This is a genomic window from Halomonas sp. NCCP-2165 (genome assembly GCF_023708045.1).
Taxonomy (GTDB): domain Bacteria; phylum Pseudomonadota; class Gammaproteobacteria; order Pseudomonadales; family Halomonadaceae; genus Bisbaumannia; species Bisbaumannia pacifica.
Genome location: NZ_BRCY01000002.1, coordinates 147586 through 165070, shown reverse-complemented (window position 1 = coordinate 165070; position 17485 = coordinate 147586). Strand labels below are relative to the sequence as shown.

15 protein-coding genes are annotated in these 17485 nt (G+C 67.7%); 10 read left to right on the top strand and 5 right to left on the bottom strand.

Annotation, left to right across the window (positions count from 1 at the left end):
- Window positions 1-47: 47 nt before the first annotated feature.
- Together dinB and lexA are read right to left on the bottom strand one after the other, a co-directional pair.
- Complete coding sequence (dinB, locus tag NFU04_RS01780) at window positions 48-1091, bottom strand: DNA polymerase IV (protein ID WP_251307819.1); 1044 nt, start codon at window positions 1089-1091, stop codon at window positions 48-50.
- Between the two features lie 6 nt (window positions 1092-1097).
- Window positions 1098-1745, bottom strand: coding sequence for a transcriptional repressor LexA (gene lexA / locus NFU04_RS01775; RefSeq protein ID WP_251307818.1), 648 nt, complete (start codon window positions 1743-1745; stop codon window positions 1098-1100).
- Window positions 1746-1997: 252 nt separating this feature from the next.
- On the opposite strand from lexA, the gene NFU04_RS01770 reads away from it, so the two are divergent.
- The 4 genes from NFU04_RS01770 (at window position 1998) to NFU04_RS01755 (ending at window position 4883) form a co-directional block, all read left to right on the top strand.
- Window positions 1998-2654: a TetR/AcrR family transcriptional regulator gene (locus NFU04_RS01770; protein ID WP_146801416.1), complete on the top strand. Its 657-nt coding sequence runs from the start codon at window positions 1998-2000 to the stop codon at window positions 2652-2654.
- A complete protein-coding gene (locus tag NFU04_RS01765; RefSeq protein ID WP_251307817.1) occupies window positions 2655-3167 on the top strand; it encodes a L,D-transpeptidase in 513 nt (170 codons plus the stop codon).
- A gap of 66 nt (window positions 3168-3233) precedes the next feature.
- Window positions 3234-4253, top strand: a complete 1020-nt coding sequence (nagZ, locus tag NFU04_RS01760) for a beta-N-acetylhexosaminidase (RefSeq protein WP_251307816.1) — start codon at window positions 3234-3236, stop codon at window positions 4251-4253.
- 51 nt (window positions 4254-4304) lie between these two features.
- A complete protein-coding gene (locus NFU04_RS01755; RefSeq protein WP_251307815.1) occupies window positions 4305-4883 on the top strand; it encodes a hypoxanthine-guanine phosphoribosyltransferase in 579 nt (192 codons plus the stop codon).
- A gap of 235 nt (window positions 4884-5118) precedes the next feature.
- Here the strand turns inward: NFU04_RS01755 and NFU04_RS01750 are convergent, their stop codons facing one another.
- Together NFU04_RS01750 and NFU04_RS01745 are read right to left on the bottom strand one after the other, a co-directional pair.
- Window positions 5119-6804: an AMP-binding protein gene (locus tag NFU04_RS01750; protein WP_251307814.1), complete on the bottom strand. Its 1686-nt coding sequence runs from the start codon at window positions 6802-6804 to the stop codon at window positions 5119-5121.
- 89 nt (window positions 6805-6893) lie between these two features.
- Window positions 6894-7325, bottom strand: a complete 432-nt coding sequence (locus NFU04_RS01745; RefSeq protein WP_251307813.1) for a MerR family transcriptional regulator — start codon at window positions 7323-7325, stop codon at window positions 6894-6896.
- Between the two features lie 252 nt (window positions 7326-7577).
- Between NFU04_RS01745 and NFU04_RS01740 the strand changes: the two genes are divergently transcribed.
- The 5 genes from NFU04_RS01740 to NFU04_RS01720 all read left to right on the top strand — a co-directional run bounded on the left by NFU04_RS01740 (window position 7578) and on the right by NFU04_RS01720 (window position 13951).
- Window positions 7578-8744 carry an acyl-CoA dehydrogenase family protein gene (locus NFU04_RS01740; protein ID WP_251307812.1) on the top strand — a complete coding sequence of 389 codons (1167 nt, stop codon included), beginning with the start codon at window positions 7578-7580 and terminating at the stop codon, window positions 8742-8744.
- A 141-nt stretch (window positions 8745-8885) separates the two neighbouring features.
- A complete protein-coding gene (locus NFU04_RS01735; RefSeq protein WP_251307811.1) occupies window positions 8886-9995 on the top strand; it encodes an enoyl-CoA hydratase/isomerase family protein in 1110 nt (369 codons plus the stop codon).
- Window positions 9996-10110: 115 nt separating this feature from the next.
- On the top strand, window positions 10111-11457 hold the full coding sequence (locus NFU04_RS01730) for an MATE family efflux transporter (protein ID WP_251307810.1): 1347 nt from the start codon (window positions 10111-10113) through the stop codon (window positions 11455-11457).
- A gap of 90 nt (window positions 11458-11547) precedes the next feature.
- On the top strand, window positions 11548-12726 hold the full coding sequence (locus NFU04_RS01725; RefSeq protein ID WP_251307809.1) for an acyl-CoA dehydrogenase: 1179 nt from the start codon (window positions 11548-11550) through the stop codon (window positions 12724-12726).
- Window positions 12727-12751: 25 nt separating this feature from the next.
- Window positions 12752-13951, top strand: coding sequence for a CaiB/BaiF CoA transferase family protein (locus tag NFU04_RS01720; protein WP_251307808.1), 1200 nt, complete (start codon window positions 12752-12754; stop codon window positions 13949-13951).
- Here the strand turns inward: NFU04_RS01720 and ppsR are convergent.
- Complete coding sequence (gene ppsR / locus NFU04_RS01715) at window positions 13948-14781, bottom strand: posphoenolpyruvate synthetase regulatory kinase/phosphorylase PpsR (RefSeq protein ID WP_251307807.1); 834 nt, start codon at window positions 14779-14781, stop codon at window positions 13948-13950. The genes NFU04_RS01720 and ppsR overlap by 4 nt on opposite strands.
- 211 nt (window positions 14782-14992) lie before the next feature.
- Between ppsR and ppsA the strand changes: the two genes are divergently transcribed.
- On the top strand, window positions 14993-17365 hold the full coding sequence (ppsA, locus tag NFU04_RS01710; RefSeq protein WP_251307806.1) for a phosphoenolpyruvate synthase: 2373 nt from the start codon (window positions 14993-14995) through the stop codon (window positions 17363-17365).
- The last annotated feature ends 120 nt before the right edge of the window (window positions 17366-17485 follow it).

The following is a 17485-nucleotide window of genomic DNA, read 5'->3' as shown; positions in this document are numbered from 1 at the left end:
TCGCGCCTTCAGGCCTGAGTTGCAGGAGAGGAGAGCGGGGCGGGGGCTCATGGGCCCTCGTCGAAGAGCGGTAATTGACGGCGCGCCTCCGGCGGGCGCAGGCGCACGCCTACACCCAGCAGGCGCACCGGGCGGGCGCCGCGTCCCCAGGCCTGGGTCATCAGGGCGTCCCAGGAGGCGCTGCCTTCCAGGGTGGTGAGGCTGAAGTCGTCGAAGCGCACCTTGACGAAGGCCTGGCTCGGCGGCGGATGGCCGTGGCGGGCCAGGCGTGCCTCCAGGCGATCCACCAGCGCCGGCAGGGCGGCCTGGCAGCTGGCCAGGTCCGGCAGGTCGCGGGGAAAGGTGGTCTCCACGCTCACCGACTTGCGCTCCCGCCGGGGGCGCACCTCCCGCTCGTCGCGGCCCCGGCAGAGCTCGAAGAGGCGCTGGCCGAACTTGCCGAACCGTTCGATCAGCGCCTCCCGGGGCAGGCCGCGCAGCTCATCGCAACGCCGAATGCCCAGGGTCTCGAGCTTGGCGGCGGTGGCCGGTCCGACCCCGGGCAGGCAGGACACCGGCAGGGCCGCCACGAAGGCTTCCATGGCCTGGGGAGGGATCACCCTGAGGCCATCCGGCTTGTCCCAGTCGCTGGCCACCTTGGCCAGGAACTTGTTGGGGGCGGCGCCCACCGAGAGGGTGATGCCGGTGCGGGCCAGGCACTCGGCCTTGAGCCACTGGCCCATCCAGGTGGCGCTGCCCCGGAAGCGGCTCACGGCGCTGATATCCAGGTAGGCCTCGTCCAGGGAGAGGGGCTCGACCCGGGGCGTGAGCTCGTGGAACAGCGCGAGGATCTCACGGGAGACCGCCCGGTAGCGCTCGAAGTCCGGCGCGCGCAGTACCAGGTCGGGGCACAGTCGCAGGGCCCGGGCGGTGGGCATCGCCGAGCGCACCCCGAAGGCTCGGGCGGCATAATTGCAGGTGGCGATGACCCCGCGCCGCTCCTGGCTGCCGCCCACCGCCAGGGGCACCTCGCGCAGGGTCGGGTCATCGCGCATCTCCACCGCCGCGTAGAAGCAGTCGCAGTCGGCGTGGAGAATCTTGCGGCTCGCCATGGCGTCCTAGTTGAGGGCCTGGCCGTTGCCGCCGCGGATCACCCCGACGCCGATGCCCTCGATCTCCAGGGCCTCGTTGCGCAGGTCCACCTCGATGGGCGCGAAGTCGGGATTTTCCGCCTCCAGCCAGACCCGCGGCCCCTGGCGGCGGAATCGCTTCACCGTTACCTCGTCCTCGAGGCGTGCCACCACGATCTGGCCGTCGCGGACCCGCTCGGTGCGATGCACCGCCAGCAGGTCGCCTTCGAGGATGCCTACGTCCTTCATCGACAGGCCGCGGACCCGCAGCAGGTAGTCGGCCCGGGGCGTGAAGAAGTCCGGTGGCAGCGGGCAGTAGCGATCGATATGCTCGGTGGCCAGGACGGGGCTGCCGGCGGCCACCTCGCCGATGATGGGGAGCCCCTGGGATGGGGTCTCGCCCTCGGGCTCGGCCTGCTCCTGGGCGGGCAGGCGAATGCCCCGGGAGGTCCCCGCCACCATGCGGATCACTCCCTTGCGCTCCAGGGCGCGCAGGTGCTCCTCGGCGGCATTGGGGGAGCGAAAGCCCAGGGCCCGGGCGATCTCGGCACGGGTCGGCGGGTAGCCCTGCTCGTTGAGGGTCTTGACGATAAAGTCATAGACATTCTGCTGGCGGGGGGTGAGGGGGCGGCTCATGGCGGGCTCCACGGCGTATTCAAGGGTTTGTTCAAGTATACAGCATGGTTTTACATACAGTAAGCATTCTCCCCGGATGCCGCGTATCCTGAGTGTAACAGCGTTTTAAACTATCTCGTTTTATGCCACTATCCCGGCATTACTCGAAGACATAATGTTTTAAACAGCCGTCTTATCCGGGGCGGGCGTGCTCGCCCTCTCCCCGGCCCTCGCGGGGAAACGCCGGAGCGGACGGCCAGGGGAGCGCCGCCCATGGCCCAGACCGACACCGTCACCCGTATTCTCGATACCGCCGAGGTGCTGTTCGCCGAGCGCGGTTTCGCCGAGACCTCCCTGCGCAATATCACCAGCAAGGCCAAGGTCAACCTGGCCGCCGTGAACTATCACTTCGGCTCCAAGAAGGCGCTGATCCAGGCGGTCTTCGCCCGCTACCTGGATCCCTTCACCGAGCGCTTCCACGCCGTCCTGGATGAGCTGGAGGCGGAGTACCAGGGGCGCGAGATTCCCCTGGAGACCCTGCTGGAGAGCATGGCCCGCACCGTGCTGGAGGTGCCCGCCGAGCGCAACAGCCTCAAGGTCTTCATGCGCCTGCTGGGGCTCGCCTACAGCCAGGCCCAGGGGCATCTGCGGCGCTATATCCAGGAGCACTATGGCAGCGTCTTCACCCGCTTCACCGAGCTGGTGCGTCGCGCCACCCCGGAGCTGCCGGATGCCGAGCGCTTCTGGCGCCTGCACTTCGTGCTGGGCAGCGTGATTTTCACCCTCTCGGGCCTCGATGCCCTGCGCGATATCGCCGAGCAGGACTATGGCGAGCAGGTCACCGTGCGCGACCTGATCCGCCGCATGCGCCCGGTGGTGGTCTCCGCCATGCATGCGCCCCTGCCGGCCTCTGCCGAATCGGTGGCCTAGATGCCTACGCCACGACTCGATGCCCTGCCCCCCGAGCAGGGGGCCTGGCTCGAGATCGATCTCGACGCCCAACGCCTGACCCTCTGGCGTGGTAGCGAGGCGGTCTCGACCCATGCCATCTCCAGCGGCGTGGCCGGTAATGGCCAACGGGAGGGGAGTGGTCAGACCCCCCTGGGCTGGCACTATATCCGCGCCGCCATCGGTGCCGATTGTCCCCGGGGCACGGTATTTCGCGGGCGTCGCCCCACCGGCGAGATCTTCGACCCCGAGCAGGCGGTGCCGGATCGCGACACTATCCTGACCCGTATTCTCTGGCTGTGTGGCCTGGAGCCGGGATACAACCGCGGTGGCGACGTGGATAGTCAGCGTCGCTATATTTATCTGCATGGCACCCCGCCGGATCAGCCCATGGGGGTAGCCGCCTCCCATGGCTGTATCCGCCTGCGTGACGATGACCTCCTGGCGCTGTTCGCCGCGGCGCCCCCGGGCACGCCGGTGTGGCTCCACGATTGAGTGACCCTGTTGTCGCCTCAGACATTGGTCTAGAATGCCCCACTTCTTCAGCCAAGGAAGATGAACATGACGCAACCTCTCGGCTCGGTGATGCTGGACCTCGAAGGCCCCCGGCTTCGCCCTGAGGAAAGTGACATGCTCAAGCGCCCCGAAGTCGGTGGCGTGATCCTGTTCTCACGAAATATCGAGGATGCCCGGCAGGTACAGGCCCTCTGCGCGGCGATACGCCGCCTGCGCCCCGACCTGCTGCTGGCCATCGATCAGGAGGGCGGGCGGGTCCAGCGCCTGCGGGCGGGAGTGACCCGCCTGCCCGCCATGGCGCGTCTCGCCGAGGGCTTCGACAGCGATCCCCAGGCCGTGGTGCAGCGTTGTCAGGACGCCGGCTGGTTGCTGGGGATGGAGATGGCCGCCTGCGCCCTCGATCTCTCCTTCGCCCCGGTGCTGGACGTGGACGGCGGCGACTCCACGGTGATCGGCGATCGCAGCTTCTCCGCCGACCCCCGGGTGGTCAGCCTGCTGGGGCGCGCCTTTATCAATGGCCTCCATGAGGCGGGCATGGTCGCGGTCGGCAAGCACTTCCCCGGCCATGGCGGCGTGGCCGCCGACTCCCATCACGAGCTGCCGGTGGACTCGCGCCCCCTGGAGGCGCTGCGCCGCCATGACCTGCTGCCCTTCGCCGAGCTGGCCGGCGAGCTGGACGGGGTGATGCCGGCGCATGTGGTCTACTCCGCCTTCGACGAGCGTCCCGCCGGCTTCTCGCGCAGCTGGCTGGGCCTGCTGCGCGAGGAGCTGGGCTTCAAGGGCACCATCTTCTCCGACGACCTGGGCATGGCCGGTGCCGCCGTGGCCGGGACGCCCGGCGAGCGCGCCCTGGCGGCCCTGGAGGCCGGTTGCGACATGGTGCTGATCTGCAATGATCGCGCCGCCGCCCTGGAGGTGCTGGACGCCTGCCAGGGACGCGCCAGCAATCGCCAGGCCAAGTTGCGTTACCGTCGCGCCCGCCCCAGTCTCGAGGCCCTGCCGGCGCTTTCGCGCTGGCGCCGGGTGCACGCCCAACTGGAATCCCTGGCCGACACTTCCCCCTGATAAGCGGTGGCGCCGAGCCGCCACCCACCGACCCCTTTCGAGAGCGAGCCCATGACGCGACTGGCCCCCGAGCACCATCAATCCCTGACCACCATGCGCGATATCATGGCCGATGCCGACTGCCTGATCTCCCAGGCGGCGGTGGAAGCGGCCCTGGACCGCATGGCCGAGCAGATCACCGCCGACCTGGGTGACAAGCTGCCGGTCTTCTATTGCGTGATGAACGGTGGCCTGATCACCACCGGTCATCTATTGCCCCGCCTGGGCTTCCCCCTGGAGGTGGATTACCTGCATGCCACCCGCTACCGGGGCGGCATTCGCGGCGGCGAACTGTTCTGGCGAGTCTCCCCGGAGATCCCCATGGCCGGGCGCCATGTGGTGATCGTCGATGATATCCTCGACGAAGGCGCCACCCTGGCGGCGATTCTCGACTACTGCCGCGAGGCGGGGGCGGCCAGCGTCTCCACCGCCGTGCTGGTGGACAAGACCCACGAGCGCAAGGCGGTGCCCGGGCTCAGGGCCGATTACTGTAGCCTCGAAGTCGAGGATCGTTATGTGTTCGGGTTCGGCATGGACTACAAGGGCTACTGGCGCAATGCCCCGGGAATCTTCGCCCCGAAAGGGCTGTAAGCCCCGGGCGTGTGCTTGTTACCTTCTGTATTCTTGAGCTCAAGAACCGCCAGGTGTTCGGTTTCGGCATGCTGATAAGGTCGGCAAGGGCTAATGGCGCAATGCCCCGGGAATCTTCGCCCCGAAAGGGCTGTAAGCCACAAGCCACAAGCCATAAGCTTGAAGCTGGAAGAAAGATCGCCCCCATGGCTTGCCATGGGGGCGATTGACGTTAGGCTGCCTTCCAGCTTCCCGGTTAGGCAAGCCCCAGCTCGTGGGTGGCCTCCTCGCGCATCTTGAACTTCTGGATCTTGCCGGTGACGGTCATCGGGAAGTCGTCGACGAACTTCACGTAGCGCGGGATCTTGTAGTGAGCGATCTTGCCCTGGCAGAAGGCCTTGAGGCCCGCCTCGTCGAGGCACTCGCCGTCGCTGAGCTTGACCCAGGCCATCACCTCCTCGCCATACTTCTCGTCGGGCACGCCGATCACCTGCACATCGGAGATGGCCGGATGGGTATAGAGGAAGTCCTCGATCTCTCGGGGATAGATGTTCTCGCCGCCGCGGATGATCATGTCCTTGATGCGCCCGACGATGGCCACATAGCCGTCCTCGTCCATGCTCGCCAGGTCGCCGGTATGCATCCAGCCGGCCTTGTCGATGGCCTTGGCGGTGGCCTCCGGGTTGTTCCAGTAGCCGAGCATCACGCTGTAGCCGCGGGTGCATAGCTCGCCGGTCGCCCCCTGCGGCACCACGGCGCCGGTCTCCGGGTCGACCAGCTTGACCTCCAGGTGGGGGTGGATGGTGCCTACGGTGGTGACGCGCTTCTCCAGGGGCGCATCGGTGCGGGTCTGGAAGCTTACCGGGCTGGTCTCGGTCATGCCGTAGCAGATGGTGACCTCCTCCATATGCATCTTGTCGATCACCTTGCGCATCACCTCGATGGGGCAGATCGAGCCGGCCATCACCCCGGTGCGCAGGCTGGAGAGGTCGAAGTCGGCGAAGCCGGGGTGATCCAGCTCGGCGATAAACATGGTCGGCACCCCGTAGAGGGCGGTGGCGCGCTCCTCGGCCACCGCGCGCAGGGTGCTCTCCGGGTCGAAGCCATCGCCGGGATAGATCATGGTGGCGCCATGGGTCATGCAGCCCAGGTTGCCCATCACCATGCCGAAGCAGTGGTAGAGGGGCACCGGGATCACCATCCGGTCGGCCTCGCTCAGCTTCATGGTGCGGGCGACGAAGAAGCCGTTGTTGAGGATATTGTGGTGGGAGAGGGTGGCCCCCTTGGGCGCGCCCGTGGTGCCGGAGGTGTACTGGATATTGATCGGTTCGTCGAACTGCAGGCTCGCCTGCACCTCGGCCAGGCGCTCCTCGCCCACCGCCTCTGCCCTTGCCTGGAGGTCCTGCCAGCTCAGCATGCCGGGCAGGGCGCGTTCGCCGTCCAGGCAGATCACCCGCTTGAGCTCGGGAAGCCGGCTGCTCTGCAGCATGGCAGGGTCGCCATCCCGAAGCTCCGGCATCAGCTCCGCCAGGGTCGCCACATAGTCCGAGTTCTTGAAGGCGCCCTGCAGGATCAGCGTCGAGGTACCGGACTGCTTGAGGGCGTACTCCAGTTCATGGCTGCGGTAGCTGGGATTGATATTGACCAGGATGGCGCCGATCTTGGCGGTGGCGAACTGGGTCAGGGTCCATTCGGCGCAATTGGGGGACCAGATGCCGACCCGGTCGCCCTTGGCGACACCCAGCGCCAGCAGGGCGCGGGCGGTCTGGTCCACCGCGGCCTTGAGTTCGCGCCAGCGATAGCGCAGGCCCTGGTGCAGGCTGAGCAGGGCCTCCCGCTCCGGGAAGCGGGCCGCGGTGGCATCGAAACAGTCGCCGATGGTCTGTCCCTTGAGGGGCGTATCGCTGATTCCACTGACATAGCTGGCAGGCTGAGGCGTCATGGTGGCTCCTTAGATGGCGGGTGCTTGTTATTGTCGCTGGGGCGGCGCGAAGGGCACCGCCCGATGTCCATGACGGGAGCGGGGCTGACTCAGGTGACGTCGCGGCGATCCAACTGCTCGAGGACGCTGCGACAACGGCTCTCCACTTCGTCGAGCTCCTGCTGCATCAGGCGGATATCCTCCAGGCGCGCCTGCATATCGGCCCGCTTGGCACTGAGGATCTCCAGCATGCGCTGCAGCTGACGCGCATTGCCATCCGGCATGGCGTCGTAGAGCTCGATGACCTCGCGAATCTCCGCCAGGGTAAAGCCCAGTCGCTTGCCCCTCAGGGTCAGCTTCAGGCGCACCCGGTCCTTCTCGTGGTAGATGCGGGTCTGGCCGCGTCGCTCCGGCGCCAGCAGGCCCTCCTGCTCGTAGAAGCGAATGGTGCGTGGCGTCACCTCGAACAGCCGCGACAACTCACCGATCGAGTAGGTGCGGCGCTGAGGTTTCAGCGCCCCAGTCGCGCGGGGGGAAGCCATCGCCTCCTGGCGGGGTTTCGGCATCGTTGTCATCCTGTAGTCAGACGGTTGGCGGTGGGTCGCCTATGATCTCGCATCCCGTCCTTGCTTTCCAAAGCCTAGCGCCAAGTTTACGTTAACGTAAAGTGCATAATTGTCGACTTTTGGCGTAGAGCCAGGGGGATGTCAAACAACCTAGCAAGTGCTAGGTTGGTTTTCAGTCGTCGCCGGGAGTCCTGGCCCCGGCGAAACCTATCGTGAAAGGAGTGAGGCATGGACTTTTCCCTGACCGAGGATCAACGGGCCCTGCAGCAGGCCGCGGCGGATTTCGCCCGCGCCGAGCTGGTCGACAATGCCGCGGACTGGGACGCGCGCTCCCACTTCCCGGTGGAGGTGATCAAGCGCGCCGGCGAGGCGGGCTTCCTGGCCATCTATACCCCGGAGGCGGCCGGGGGGCTGGGGCTCTCCCGCCTGGAGGCCTCCTTGATCTTCGAGCAGTTGGCCAGCGGCTGCATCTCCACCACCGCCTACCTGACCATTCACAACATGGCCACCTGGATGGTCGCCAACTGGGGCGGGGCGTCCCTTCAGGAGGCCTGGCTGCCGCGGCTGGTGAGCGGCGAGGCGCTGGCCTCCTATTGTCTCACCGAGCCGGGTAGCGGCTCCGATGCCGCCAGTCTGCGTACCAAGGCGGTTCGCGATGGCGACGATTATGTGATCTCCGGCGCCAAGATGTTTATCTCCGGGGCCGGCGCCACCGACCTGCTGGTGGTGATGGCCCGCACCGGGGAGCCGGACAGCGGTGCCGGTGGGGTCTCCGCCTTCGCCGTGCCGGCGGATGCCGCCGGTATCGAGTACGGCAAGAACGAGGAGAAGATGGGCTGGAAGAGCCAGCCCACCCGGCTGATTAGCTTCGATGGGGTGCGGGTCCCGGCGGCCAACCGCCTGGGCGAGGAGGGCGAGGGCTTCAAGTTCGCCATGAAGGGCCTCGACGGCGGTCGCCTGAATATCGCCAGCTGCTCCCTGGGCGCCGCCCAGCAGGCGCTGACCCTGGCCCGGGACTACCTGGGCGACCGTCAGCAGTTCGGGCGCCCCCTGAGCGCCTTCCAGGCGTTGCAGTTCAAGCTCGCCGATATGGCCACCGAACTCACCGCGGCGCGGCTGATGGTGCGCCATGCGGCCTGGCGCCTCGATCACGGCGACCCCGAGGCCAGCGCCTACTGCGCCATGGCCAAGCGCCACGCCACCGACATGGGCTTCACGGTGTGCAACGAGGCGCTGCAACTGCATGGTGGCTACGGCTATATCAAGGAGTATCCCCTGGAGCGGCTGGTGCGCGATACCCGGGTGCATCAGATCCTCGAGGGCACCAACGAGATCATGCGGCTGATCGTGGCGCGGCGGATACTGGCCGATGGTGTGGTTGAATCCCTGGTGTGAGCCGGGCCGCTTATGCGCCAATAGCAGGCGTGACGCGACGATTACTGGCCGACGGGGTCGTCGAATCCCTGGCCTGAATCGTCACCGAGAATTTCGATACGATGGTGCCGTGACGGCCAATCGATCCAGCGAGGAGGGAAGATGAGTGACGAGGTGGTGATTTTCGAGGAGGTCCCGCTGCGCGGCGGGCGTCGACTGGGCCTGGCGCGGCTGAACGCGCCGCGGGCCCTGAATGCCCTCTCCCGGGCGATGATCGAGGCCCTGGACCAGCGCCTCTCGGCCTGGGCCGAGGACGACGCCGTCGCGGCGGTCTGGCTGGAGGGGGCCGGCGACAAGGCCTTCTGTGCCGGCGGCGATATCGTCGCCCTCTATCGCGCCATCGGCGAGGGCGCGGAGGCCGCCAGCGCCTTCACCGGCGACTACTTCGCCGCCGAGTATCGCCTGGATCACCGCATCCATACCTATCCCAAGCCGGTAGTGGTGTGGGGTGACGGCATCGTCATGGGCGGCGGCCTGGGGCTGATGGCCGGTGCCTCCCACCGCCTGGCCACCGAGACCACCCGTATCGCCATGCCGGAGATCACCATCGGCCTCTACCCGGATATCGGCGCCAGCTGGTTCCTGGGACGCATGGCACCGGGCATCGGCGCCTACCTGGGGTTGACCGGGGCCCAACTCAATGCCCGGGATGCCCTCGATCTGGGGCTGGCGGATCGTCTGGTGCCCCGGGAGACCCGGGAGGCGCTGCTGGCGGCCCTGGGCGAGGCGGATTTCGCGAGCGCCGAGGCCTCCGCCGTGGTGGACGGGGTGCTGGATCGCTTCGAGGCCCGCGAGCATGCCCCGGCGGCCCAGCTATGGCCCCATTTCGATCATCTGCAATCGCTGACCGCCCGGGGTGGCCTGAACGAGGCGGTGGCGCGGATTCTCGCGGACGAGCGCGACGATGCCTGGCTCGCCGCCAACCGCCGACGCCTGGCCGAGGGCTGCCCGCTCAGCGCCCACCTGGCCTGGGCGATGATCCAGCGTCATCGCCACGGTAGCCTGGCCCAGGCGCTTCGCGAGGAGCTCACGCTGTCGGTGCGCTGCTGCGTGGAGGGTGACCTGGGGGAGGGGGTTCGCGCCCTGCTGATCGACAAGGACAAGAACCCGCGCTGGTCCCATGCCGGCGTGGCCGAGGTGCCGAAAGCGCAGCTCGACGCCTTCCTGGCGCCCCTGTGGTCCGAGGAGAGCCATCCGCTACGGGATCTCTAGGTCGATCGTCCTTCCTCGTCAGGCGGGAAGCCGGGCTCGGCCCGGCTTCCCGTTTTGCCTCTCCGGGGCCTGAGGGGGCACAATTCGCGGCCCCAGCTCCCGGACACGAGGCCCCATGACGAACGCCAATGCCCTGCTCGAGGCACCCCTGGCCCCCACCCTGATTCGCCAGACCCTGCCGGTGATCGGCGGCATGCTGGCCATGCTCACCTTCAATCTGGTGGACGCCTGGTTTATCGCCCGCCTGGGCACCGAGCCTTTGGCGGCGGTGGCCTTTACCTTCCCGGTGGTCTTCGCCGTGGTCAGCCTGGCCATCGGCCTGGGGATCGGTACCTCGGCGGTGGTGGGGCGCCTGCTGGGGCGCGGCGAACGCGGCCTGGCGGCCCGGCGCGGCACCGATGCCATCCTGCTGGCCGCCCTGGTCGGGGGCCTGGTGACCCTGCTGGGCCTGCCCAGTATCGAGGCGCTGTTCGCTGCCCTCGGCGCCGATCCCGCCCTGATGCCGTCCATCCACGCCTACATGGGGGTCTGGTACTGGGGGGCGGCGCTGCTGATCGTGCCCCGGGTGATCAACAGCGTGCTGCGGGCCCAGGGCAATACCCGCGCCCAGGGGGTGGCCATGGCCCTGGCGGCGGGGCTCAATGCGCTGCTCGATTACCTGCTGATCTTCGGCATCGGCCCCTTGCCTGCCCTGGGCGTGGCCGGGGCGGCCCTGGCCAGCCTGCTGAGCTGGGGGGCCATGACCGCGGGGCTGCTGGCCTATCCGCCCCTGCGCCGCTGCCTGTCGCTGCGCGGCCTGCGTCTCCATCAGGTCTGGGGCTCCTGGCGGGCCCTGGGGCGGATCGCCGTGCCGGCGGCCATTACCAGCCTCTTCACGCCCCTGGCCATGGCCCTGGTGACCCGCATCGTCGCCGCCCACGGTCATCACGCCGTGGCCGCCTTCGGCGTCGGCACCCGGGTCGATGCCATCGCCCAGATCGTGGTGCTGGCGCTCTCCATGACCCTCTCGCCGCTGGTCAGTCAGAACCTGGGGGCCGATCAACCCGCCCGGGCCTGGCGGGCGATTCGCGGCTGCTTTGCCTTCGTGCTGGCCTGGCAACTGGGGATCTGGGCCCTGCTGCAGCTCGTGGCGCCCTGGCTGACCGGCGGCTATGCCGACGAGCCGGCGGTGGGGGAGGTGCTGCGCACCTTCCTGTGGCTGGTGCCCCTGGGACTGGGCGCCCAGGGCGTGGTGATCCTCAGTGTCTCCGCGTTGAATGCCATGCACCGGCCCCGGGCCGCCATGAGCCTCTCCCTGGTACGCCTCTTCGGCCTCTTCGTGCCCCTGGCCTGGCTAGGTGGCCAGTTGGCCGGCCCCGCCGGCATTTTCGCCGGGATGCTGGTCGCCAACCTGGCCATCGGCCTGATCGCCTGGTGGCGGCTGTGTCGCATCTGGCGGCAGGGGGATCGTCGCAAGCGTTGAGAGGCGAGGGCCATCTGGGCTGGTGAGCGCCGGGCAGGCGATCTACATTGGTGTTGAATATCGATATTCTACTCTTCTGTGGAGATAACCATGAGCCAGCCGATCCCCGTGACCTGGGACGACCCCTTCCGCCTCGTCGATCAACTGGATGGCGAGGAACGGATGGTCCAGCAGACCGCCCATGACTACTGCCAGGAGCAGCTGCTGCCCCGGGTGCTGGAGGCCAATCGCCACGAGATCTTCCACCGCGAGATCATCAGCGAGATGGGCGATCTGGGGCTGCTCGGCGCCACCATCGAGGGCTACGGCTGCGCCGGCATGAACTACGTCAGCTATGGCCTGATCGCCCGGGAGGTGGAGCGAGTCGACTCCAGCTACCGCAGTGCCATGAGCGTGCAGTCGAGCCTGGTGATGTACCCCATCCACGCCTTCGGCAGCGAGGCCCAACGACAGACCTACCTGCCCAGACTGGCCAGCGGCGACTGGGTGGGTTGCTTCGGGCTCACCGAGCCCGACCACGGCTCCGACCCCGGCGGCATGAGCACCCGTGCCAGGCGCCAGGGCGACGACTGGGTGCTGAGCGGCACCAAGACCTGGATCACCAATGCACCCATCGCCGACGTCTTCGTGGTCTGGGCCAAGGACGATGAGGGGCTGATCCGCGGCTTTCTCCTCGACAAGGGCATGCCGGGGCTCTCGGCGCCCAAGATCGAGGGCAAGTTCAGCCTGCGGGCCTCCGTCACCGGGCAGATCGCCCTGCAGGACGTAGTGGTCTCCGATGACCGGCGCCTGCCCGGCGTCACCGGCCTCAAGGGGCCCTTCTCCTGCCTCAACCGGGCCCGCTTCGGCATCAGTTGGGGGGCCATGGGAGCCGCGGAGGCCTGCTGGCATGCGGCCCGGGACTACACCCTGGAGCGCCGGCAGTTTGGACGTCCCTTGGCCGCCAACCAGCTGATCCAGAAGAAGCTCGCCGATATGCAGACCGAGATCGCCCTGGGCCTGCAGGCGGCGCTGCGGGTGGGGCGCATGATCGATGCCGGGCAAGTGGTGCCGGAGGCGATCTCGCTGATCAAGCGCAACAACTGCGGCAAGGCCCTGGAGATCGCGCGCCAGGCCCGGGACATGCACGGCGGCAACGGCATCAGCGACGAATACCACGTCATCCGCCATATGCTGAACCTGGAGGCGGTCAATACCTACGAGGGTACCCACGATGTCCATGCGCTGATCCTGGGGCGTGCCCAGACCGGCCTGCAGGCCTTCTGCTGATTCCACCCCGGCAAGGAGAACGCCCATGGCCGCTCCCCTGGAAGGACGCCTGGTGCTGGATCTGTCGCGGGTGCTGGCCGGCCCCTGGGCCGGTCAGCTGTTGGCGGATCTCGGCGCCCGGGTGATCAAGATCGAACATCCCGAGCATGGTGACGATACCCGCGGCTGGGGGCCGCCCTGGCTGGAGGGGGCGGGTCCCCGGGAGGCCGCCTACTACCTCTGCGCCAATCGCGGCAAGCAGTCCCTGGCCCTCGACCTCTCACGTCCCGAGGGCCAGGCCCTGGTGCGCGAGCTGGCCGGGCACGCCGATATCCTGCTCGAGAACTTCAAGGTCGGCGGCCTGGCCGCCTATGGTCTCGACTACGCCAGCCTCAAGGCGCTCAACCCCGGCCTGATCGGCTGCTCCATCACCGGCTTCGGCCAGGACGGCCCCTATGCCAGTCGTGCCGGCTACGACTTCATGATCCAGGCCATGGGTGGGCTGATGAGCCTCTCCGGCGAGCCGGATGGCATGCCGATGAAGACCGGGGTGGCCATCACCGACGTGATGACCGGCCTCTATGCGGCGGTGGGGGTGCTGGCGGCCCTTGACGAGCGCGGGCGCACCGGCGTGGGGCGGCATATCGACGTGGCCCTGCTCGATGTGCAGGTGGCGACCCTGGCCAACCAGGCCCTCAATGCCCTGGTCGGTGGCCAGGATCCCCAACGCCACGGCAATGCCCATCCCAATATCGTCCCTTACCAGGCCTTTGCCTGCGCCGATGGGCACCTGGCGCTGACCGTGGGCAACGATGCCCAGTTCGTGCGGCTGGCGCGCCTGCTGGGCCGTCCCCAGTGGGTCGAGGACGAGCGCTTCGCCACCAATGCGGCCCGGGTCACCCATCGCGAGTCCCTGGTGCCGGCCATCGCCGAGGTCCTCGAGGCGCGTCCCCGGGACGCCTGGCTGGCCGACTTCGAGGCCCACGGCATTCCCGCCGGGCCCATCAATACCCTGAGTCAGACCTTCGCCGATCCCCAGGTGCGGCATCGGCGCATGCTGCGCCGCCTCGAGCGTGGCGGCGGCGAGATTCCCCAGGTGGCCTGTCCGCTGTTCTTCGACGGGCACTCGGCCACCGCCGAGGCGCCGCCGCCGGCCCTCGGCGAGCATAACGAGGCGCTGCTCGCCGAGCTGGGACTCACGCCGGCGGATATCGCCCGGTTGCGCCGCGCGGGGATCATCCGTTAACGGGGCGAGAAGCGCCGCTGCAGGCCGGTCTCGGCGATCATCCGGGTGGAGATCTCCTCGATGGAGAACCGGGTGGTGTCGATATGCGGGATATGCATCTGCCGGTAGAGGGCCTCGGCCTGCTGCACCTCCTGGGTGCACTGGTCGATGGAGCAGTAGCGGCTGTTGGGGCGGCGTTCGCTGCGGATCGCCGCCAGGCGCCGCGGGTCGATGGTCAGGCCGAACAGCTTGTGGCGATGGGGGGCCAGGCAGCGGGGCAGCTTGAGGGTGCCGTCCTCGTCCTGATCGTCCTCGGTGAGGGGATAGTTGGCGGCGCGGATGCCGAACTGCAGCGCCAGGTAGAGGGAGGTCGGCGTCTTGCCGCAGCGCGAGACGCCGACCAGGATCACGTCCGCCTTGTCGTACTGGTGGGTACGGGCGCCGTCGTCGTTGTCCAGGGCGAAGTGCACCGAATCGATGCGATTCATATAGACCCCATCGTGACCGATGGAGTGGGTGCGTCCCACCGTATAGGTGGAGTGGGTGGCCAGCTCCTCCTCCAGGGGCGCCAGGAAGGTGGAGAAGATATCCACCTTGAAACCCGGGGCGGTGCTGATAATGGAGCGAATCTCGCTGTCGACGATGGTATCGATGACGATGGGTTGTTCGCCGTCGCGGACCGCCGCCGCCTCGATCACCGCGACCAGGGAGCGTGCCTTGTCGGGGCTGTCGATATAGGGCTTGGTGACCATGCGGATCTCGACGTTCTCGAACTGGGCCAGCAGGCTGCGGCCCAGGGTCTCGGCGGTGATGCCGGTGCCGTCGGAGATAAAGAAGGCGGTGCGGGGCATGCGGAGGACTCATGGCAGGGAATTTCCCCGATTGTCCCGGCTGGTGGCCCGGCCGGCAACTACAAGAATCGCCGTAAAAGGGACATTGTTGTAAAAAATCTTCAGTGACTTCGCTGTTAGACCAATGGCGTAGACGCCCCGCCATTGGTAGGGTGAAGCCCTCTAGTCAAGGTGCCCGCCTTTCGGGCGTCGTCAGGAATAAGGGGGTCGCGTGGAAGAGTACATTCTGTGGTTCGATCAACTCGGCATGAACGATGTCGAACGTGTCGGCGGCAAGAATGCCTCCCTGGGGGAGATGATTTCCAATCTGGCCGGGGCCGGCGTCAGCGTGCCCGGCGGCTTCGCTACCACCGCCCATGCCTATCGCGAGTTCCTCGCCCACGAGGGCCTCAACGAGCGCATCAATGCGGCCCTGGCCAGCCTCGACGTGGATGACGTGGCCGAGCTGGCCCGGGTCGGCGCCGAGATTCGCCAGTGGGTGATCGATACCCCGCTGCCGCCGACCTTCGAGACGCACCTGCGCGCCGCCTACGACGCCCTGCTCGCCAAGCACCCCAACCTCAAGGTGGCGGTGCGCTCCTCGGCCACCGCCGAGGACCTGCCGGACGCCTCCTTCGCCGGCCAGCAGGAGACCTTCCTCAATATCGAGGGCTTCGACAATATCAAGCGCGCCGTCCACGAGGTGTTCGCCTCGCTGTTCAATGATCGCGCTATCTCCTACCGGGTGCACCGCGGCTATGCCCACGAGAACGTGGCGCTCTCCGCCGGCATCCAGAAGATGGTGCGCTCCGAGACCGGCGCCAGTGGCGTGATGTTTACCCTGGACACCGAGTCCGGTTTCCGCGACGCCGTCTTCGTCACCGCCTCCTGGGGCCTCGGCGAGACGGTGGTGCAGGGGGCGGTCAACCCCGACGAGTTCTATGTCCACAAGCCGACCCTGGCCGCCGGTCGACCGGCGGTGCTGCGCCGCAACCTGGGCTCCAAGCTGATCAAGATGGTCTACACCGAGGACGCCAGCGCCGGCAAGTCGGTGGCCACCGTGGACGTGCCGCTGGCCGAGCGTGGCCGCTTCTGTATCCATGACGACCAGGTGATGGACCTGGCCCGCCAGGCGGTGATCATCGAACAGCACTACCGGCGGCCCATGGATATCGAGTGGGCCCTCGACGGCGACGACGGCAAACTCTACGTCGTCCAGGCCCGCCCGGAGACCGTGGTCTCCCAGCAGGAGGGCGGCAAGCTGGAGCGCTTCCAGCTCAAGGAGAAGGGGCGCACCCTGGTCACCGGTCGTGCCATCGGCCAGCGCATCGGCCGCGGCGCGGTGCGGGTGATCCTCTCCCCGGAGGAGATGGACAAGGTGCAGGAGGGCGATATCCTGGTCACCGACATGACCGACCCGGACTGGGAGCCGATCATGAAGCGCGCCTCGGCCATCGTCACCAACCGCGGCGGGCGCACCTGCCACGCGGCGATCATCGCCCGGGAGCTGGGCATTCCGGCGGTGGTGGGCTGCGGTGATGCCACCGAGGTGCTGGCGGAGGGTCGCGAGGTCACCGTCTCCTGCGCCGAGGGCGATACCGGTCACGTCTACGAGGGCCTGCTCGACTTCGACTGCCGCACCTCCAGCGTCGATGCCATGCCGGAGATCCCCTTCAAGATCATGATGAACGTGGGCAACCCGGACCGCGCCTTCGGCTTCGCCGGCCTGCCCAATGCGGGGGTCGGCCTGGCGCGCCTGGAGTTCATCATCAACCGCATGATCGGCGTGCACCCCAAGGCGCTGCTGGACTACGACACCCTGCCGCTGGAGCTGCAGCAGACCATCGATGCCCGCACCGCCGGCTACGCCGACCCGGTCGGCTTCTACGTGGACAAGCTGGTGGAGGGGATCAGCACCCTGGCCGCGGCCTTCTATCCCAATCGGGTCATCGTGCGCCTGTCGGACTTCAAGTCCAACGAGTACGAGAACCTGATCGGCGGCAAGCTCTACGAGCCCGGGGAAGAGAACCCCATGCTCGGCTTCCGTGGCGCCTCCCGCTATATCTCCGACGCCTTCCGCCCCTGCTTCGAGCTGGAGTGCCGGGCGCTGAAGCGGGTCCGCGACGAGATGGGCCTGGATAACCTGGAGATCATGGTGCCCTTCGTGCGCACCCCCGACGAAGCCCGTCAGGTGGTCGAGCTGCTCGCCGACAACGGCCTCAAGCGCGGCGACAACGGCCTCAAGGTGATCATGATGTGCGAGCTGCCGGCTAATGCGCTGCTCGCCGAGGAGTTCCTGGAGCACTTCGATGGCTTCTCCATCGGCTCCAACGACCTGACCCAGCTCACCCTGGGCCTGGATCGCGACTCCGGCATCATCGCCCACCTCTTCGACGAGCGGAACCCGGCGGTGAAGAAGCTGCTGGCCATGGCCATCGCCGCCTGCAAGGCCCAGGGCAAGTACGTGGGCATCTGCGGCCAGGGCCCCTCCGATCACCCGGACCTGGCCAAGTGGCTGATGGAGCAGGGCATCGACTCCGTCTCCCTCAACCCGGACGCGGTCCTCGAGACCTGGTTCATGCTGGCCGGCGAGACCCTGGAGTAACGCCTCTCGGCGGCTCCATCGGGCCCGGGCGACGCTGTCGCCCGGGCCTTTTCGTGTCGAGTGATCCGTCTCGGCCCTTTGCGGTGAAGTCGGGCTATGCTGATACCCTGATCCAATCCG